At 50.1% G+C, this 5,710-nt stretch carries 5 protein-coding genes; 4 read left to right on the top strand and 1 reads right to left on the bottom strand.

Features of this window, described 5'->3' with window-relative positions:
• The 4 genes from WBL42_RS01625 to WBL42_RS01610 form a co-directional block, all read left to right on the top strand.
• Nucleotides 1-1,590, top strand: a 1,590-nt coding sequence (locus tag WBL42_RS01625) for a hypothetical protein (RefSeq protein WP_424719521.1), incomplete at its 5' end; no start/stop codon positions are given.
• 742 nt (nt 1,591-2,332) lie between these two features.
• A complete protein-coding gene (locus tag WBL42_RS01620; RefSeq protein WP_424719520.1) occupies nt 2,333-2,779 on the top strand; it encodes an acyltransferase in 447 nt (148 codons plus the stop codon).
• A gap of 330 nt (nt 2,780-3,109) precedes the next feature.
• Nucleotides 3,110-4,045 (top strand): SDR family oxidoreductase, encoded by a 936-nt coding sequence (locus tag WBL42_RS01615; protein WP_424719519.1) that lies wholly within the window; start codon nt 3,110-3,112, stop codon nt 4,043-4,045.
• Between the two features lie 268 nt (nt 4,046-4,313).
• Entirely contained in the window at nt 4,314-5,294 is a 981-nt protein-coding gene (locus WBL42_RS01610; protein ID WP_424719518.1) for a Gfo/Idh/MocA family oxidoreductase, read from the top strand.
• Between the two features lie 147 nt (nt 5,295-5,441).
• Here the strand turns inward: WBL42_RS01610 and WBL42_RS01605 are convergent.
• A partial coding sequence (locus WBL42_RS01605) for a hypothetical protein (RefSeq protein ID WP_424719517.1) occupies nt 5,442-5,710 on the bottom strand: 269 nt, incomplete at its 5' end.

The raw sequence follows: 5,710 nt of genomic DNA, 5'->3' as shown, positions 1-5,710 counted from the left end.
AGTCAAGACCTCGAAAAAATTTACCGCCTGATCCAGAAACAGGGGGTTGTCGCGAATTACCTGATGATCCTTGGTATCTTTTCCCGGGTTATTGATGAGAACAGGAATTCACAGATCTCCGGCATGTATGATCTGGACAACGGAGAGATCGAAGCGCTTGCAGTTCCCCTTGCTGAAACAATCCGTGTAAGGCTCGGCACGGACCGGGACTGGCATTCGGTGCTCCGGGAACTGAGCTTCATTGCTACCCGGTTCAACCAGATATATCCCGAACCGAAGTTCGGGCTGGAGATTATCCAGCTCGTTGCCCCTGCAGTAGTCTCTCATTTTAACCGGGACGTGGAAGCCCGGGAGGTCCTGTCGGTACTGCCGTCATATTTTGAAGAGAGCGAACTGGAAGAGTTCGAGGCCTTCCTGAATAAGACGCCGAGTGTATTGAACGAGGATGAAAATGCAGAGATTGACTGGGATGCCATTTACGGGCCGCTGAACGTTGTTGCCGGTACAGTTGCAGCACAACGGGAGCAGTGGGCAAAGAGCCGGTCGAAAATATATGAACTTCCGTCCCTGGTCCCCCCGGCAGGTACACAATCTTCTGACGGGGTATTATATCCTGCCGGAACCCTGTCACCATCATCTCCCGGTTTCCCGCAGATGACGGGATACAAAACATTTGATATTGCGGTGAGCCCGGGGCTGACTACCCAGGTGGAACCGCCCATAACCTTCTCGCCTGTGCCGGATCCGGTGCCGGCAGGAACCCGGATACGGCCGTTCATCCCGGTGATTATCGGGGTAGCCGTAATAATCTTATTCATTATCGGGATCCTGGTTGTTTCCGGTACCTGGAATCCCTCAGGTGCGACAAATGTGACAAATGCAACTAACGTGTCCGCCAAAAACATAACCCTCGTAAAATCTACGGCAACTACGGCAACGAAAGCTACTCCGACAAAACCCCCGGTTACTCCCACCCCTTCCCCTACACCACAAGGCTACAGTTCTGCCGATATCGGCAACCATCTCATTGAAATTGCCTTTGGTCCCGACAATAATGTTATCCAGAAACCCGCAGGGGCCCTTTTAACGGTCACCTATTCTGGTACATACACCGACAGTGATGTTGCCCTGCTGAACAACTTTACCAGCCAGTTCAATGATTACTCTTCCACCACCAAACTATCAGAGAATGTTAATTTCAACAGCGGGGCAGACATCTGGCTGGTATTTTTACCGGTAACCTCGTTGAACCAGATATCTGTTGACAATACCACGACCGTAGATGAAGATTTCCAGACCGGGACCATATACTTTATCCAGACCCCGTATTACTCCGGTGTAAAAGCCGGTGCAAAAACCTATGTGAATGCGGACCTGACCGGGAATGTCCGGCAGCGATGGATTTTACGCGCATTACTCTATAACCTGGGATTTTTAGGTGAGACCGCAAAATATCCGGACAGCCTGTTTTATGACGGCACCAATAACGTCACCCAGATGAATACCATTGATCTTGACGCGTTACAACTGATGTATGGCAGGAAAATTGCTAATGGTATGACAAAAGCCAATGTGAGGACAACTATATGATAAATTGTTTTTTGCCTGAAGGTACAAAAAAAATTGCTCTGGTGAAAACCTCATAATCGCTGACGTTCTTTTGGGCTTTGCCCCTGCCGCTATGGCATCCCCCCGGTTGCGATGACTATTGTATTACCTGCCATTTGACCCGGGTCGTCGCACTGCGCCCTGTCCCCGTGGGGGACTGGTGGCACAAGAATGGGGCATCGTCTCTTTGAAAAAAAAAAGATTTCACCAGAGCAAAAAAATTATTCAGGAACTTTTCATTCACAACGGTTTGTGTTTTTTTCTTATTGTTTCGGTTATCTGTTTTTTAAAAGAGCCCGTTAATTTGCCCCGTATACCCGGCCTATGGGAATACTAGTCCGGTTTTTTTTATCTTCTACGGCACGCGTGGAACCGGGCATATCTTACCCCGGGGCATACCGCATTGTTTTAGGTTCTGGCAGCTATGATAAACGACCCTGACGTGCCGCCGGTGGTAAAACCGTATACCGGGATATCATCTCATGATTCCGGAAACCTGCATGGTCCTGTAAAATTCCGGATACCAAAAGAATAACTTTATCGCATTGTTGTCACTATCATAAAACATTTATAATATTCTCACCAGAACACATCATCGAAGAGTTATTTTATGATTCCCGATAACCTGCCCGGCAACCAAGGATCGTTCCGGATTATACATTCGACACTGATAGGGCTCCCTTCGCCCTGTGCCATCCGGGCTGACAAATTTCCCGGTGTGCGGATGGGATCCGGACCGGTAATAGGGGAGCATTGTATCATTTTCGGTAACGTGTTTATCGGGGACCGGTTCAGGTGCGGCGATAATGTACTCATAAGGGACAATACTGCGATCGGGGACGGCGTCACGATAGGAAACTGGTCTTTTGTCGATACGGACGTTGTGGTGGCCGATCGCGCGACTATCGGGGACGAGGTCTGGATCCCACGGTCAACCAGGATAGGATGCGGGGTCGGTATCGGTCACAATGTCCGGCTTATGACCGAGCCGGTTGACGGGTGTCCTGCCCGGCGAAGCTATCGCAACATCATTCTCGAAGACGGCTGCACCATCGGGAAAGACGCGGTTATCGGACCCGGCGTCTGTGTCGGTGCCGGTGCGAGCGTAGAGGCGGGGGCTACGGTAACTGATGATGTGCCTCCGGATGTCCGGTATTGTAACGTCCAATGAAGCCGGTTCAGAAGACCTGTTTTGTCGCATGATTTTCCGATGGATTTGATCCGGTAATCTGGTTGTCAGAGCGGTTGGATCCAAAAAAATTCCTTTTTATGAAGTTGTGTAAAGAGTCATTACGGGTACGTCATAAGATCCCTATATCCTGCTGTTGGCAACCTTCCAGCATATCCCTTGTAAAAACCGGATTAAAAAAATTGCGGGAGATTCATGGTATGCTTTTTAGGTCACCGGGATGATTATGGATCAAAAAAGAATTCTCTGGTTAACAGGAACCGTTTATTATGAACGCATCCGTGTTCCGGTCTGGCCTGGTTGGATGAAATTATGAAGTACATTGTTACCGGTGGCGCAGGGTTTATTGGATCTCATATCGCTGAAGAGCTTCTCAGGGATCGGCATGAAGTGGTGATCTATGATAACCTGCTTACCGGCAAACCTGAAAATATTTCTCATCTTCTCCCGAGGGAAAACGCTGCATTTATCTCCGGAAGTGTCCTGGATCTCCCCGGCCTTAAAAAAGCGTTCCAGGGTGCAGACTGCATCTTTCATGAGGCGGCCATCGTGTCAGTCCCGCGTTCCGTGGCAGATCCCGCCGAAACCCATGATGTGAATCTCTCCGGGACCCTGAACGTTCTCCTTGCAGCGCGTGATTGCGGGGTGAAGAAGGTAATCTTTGCATCTTCGGCTGCGCTTTACGGCAATAATCCGGGCCTTCCAAAGCAGGAGTCCATGACACCCGATCTCCACTCTCCGTACGCTGTATCGAAACTGGCCGGTGAATACTATTGTTCAGTTTTTTCCCGGTTGTACGGCGTGCGGTGCACCGCATTGCGCTACTTCAACGTCTTCGGCCCGCGCCAGGACCCATCTTCCCCCTATTCCGGCGTGATCTCGAAAATTATCACCAGTTGTCTTGATCATCACCCGATTATTATCTACGGTGATGGCAGGCAGACCCGGGATTTTGTCTATGTCAGGGATGTTGTCCGGGCAAACCTGCGGGCAATGAAGAGTGATCAGGACGGCGTTTACAATATCGCATGCGGCCTGCGGATCGACCTGAACGAGCTTGCATCGACGATCATGGAACTCACCGGTATTACCGTACCGGTGGTTTTTGAATCGCCCCGGCCGGGAGATGTCCGGGATTCGCTTGCCGATATTACCCGGGCGAAGCAGGCGTTCGGATACTCCCCGGAATATACCCTGAGAAGCGGTCTTGAGGAGACGATCGGCTGGTTTAAACTTCATCCCCGGTAAAGTAATTTTTACTTCATCTTTTTTGGGAAATAACAAATCTGCATCCGGGTTTTACAGGACCTGCATTTTCATCACTTTCCACAGAAAGGATTTCAAATAACGGGTCGGGGACATCCGTGATGGAATGCTACTACCCAAAGTAATAAGATAGTGATAATTGAATATCATGTCAGTTTAGAAAGTTTCTAATGGATCATTACCTATAAATGAACTATAATACTTTGAAGAAAAATGGGGTAATTGATGATCCGGGAACAGGGGGATCTCGATGGATGTTGGTGTTATCGGTTGCGGAGTGATGGGAAAGAACCATGTCAGGGTTTATTCGGAACTCAAGTCAGTTGACCAGATCTATGTTTATGATCCCGATCCCAACGCAGTGAAGTACCTCCCGTCCACCTGTGAATCGGTGACGTTTTGCCCGACTATTGCGGACCTGATCCAGAAGGTCGATGCAGCCAGCATCTGTGTACCCACTCCCTACCATTATGCAGTTGCAAAACAACTGATCGAGGCCCATATCCCGGTTCTTATCGAAAAGCCGATCTGCCAGACGGTAAAGGAAGCTGAAGATCTCGTGAACCTGATCCCGGATGATCTCACGGTCGGTGTCGGCCATATCGAGCGGTTCAATGCGATTATCCCCGAACTTGCCCAGATCATCAAACATCCCCACTATATCGAGATCAACCGGCATAACCCTGCATCGTCGCGTATCGTCGGGACATCCATTATCGAGGACCTGATGATCCATGACATCGACCTGCTCTTCAATCTCTTCCCCATAAAGAGCTGGAGCCTTGCCTGCTCGGGAGGTGATGATGTCGCCACCGCACTTTTCACCATCAATGACTGCCCGGCCATCCTGACTGCAAGCAGGAAATCCTCAAAGAAAGTCCGCAGGATTTACATTGAGGAGGAATATTTCACCGTCGAGGGGGACTTCATGGCCCAGGAACTGTATATCCACAGGAAGCCCGGCCGGTTCTCCATTGAAGGAGAGCGGTATTCGCAGGAGACCACGATAGAGAAAGTGCAGGTCAATAAATCCGAACCCCTCAAAAAGGAACTCAAGACCTTCATCCGGGCCGTACGGGACAAAAAGAAATTCCCGGTAACCCCGAAACAGGCGCTGAACGCTCTTGTCCTCTGCGAACAGGTCCGCAGCGGGATGCAGAGGAAAGGACACCAGTCCCTGCGGGAGAGCGTGGGTTCTGCGGTAGCTGACAGGAGCATATCGCCAAGCTAGGTGTTCCCGGAGCTCGTATCCCGGGTCCGGCAAAATTTTCCTCTTTTTTTTAACGGTACGAATATCCGTCAGAAGAGGTGCCAGACACTTCCCGGATCCGGTATCTGATCCCCATATATTTCTTACGAGGTCAACCGCTGCCAGTCTTCACTTCCCAGATGAGATCCCTGTATTTGGCATCTCTGTATTTTTTATGAGGCCTGTTTTCAGGCGCCAGAGGAGACAGGCACAGAGAGCGAAAACTATACCGCCGATAATGCAGTACGCCGGTTCGTTCCAGTTGAAAAACCTGAAAGGACTTGCCCGGATCATTTTTAGCGGGAGCAACCCGGTCCCTATTGCCATTCCCGCAAGGGCACAACACACAAGTGTTCCTGCCCCCAGCATTACTGCCCAGGTCTTCCGGTATTGTGAAA

The sequence above is a fragment of the Methanoregula sp. genome (assembly GCF_049686655.1).
Lineage (GTDB): Archaea > Halobacteriota > Methanomicrobia > Methanomicrobiales > Methanospirillaceae > Methanoregula.
The sequence above is the reverse complement of the archived record's forward strand: the minus strand, read 5'-3'. Positions and strand labels throughout refer to the sequence as shown.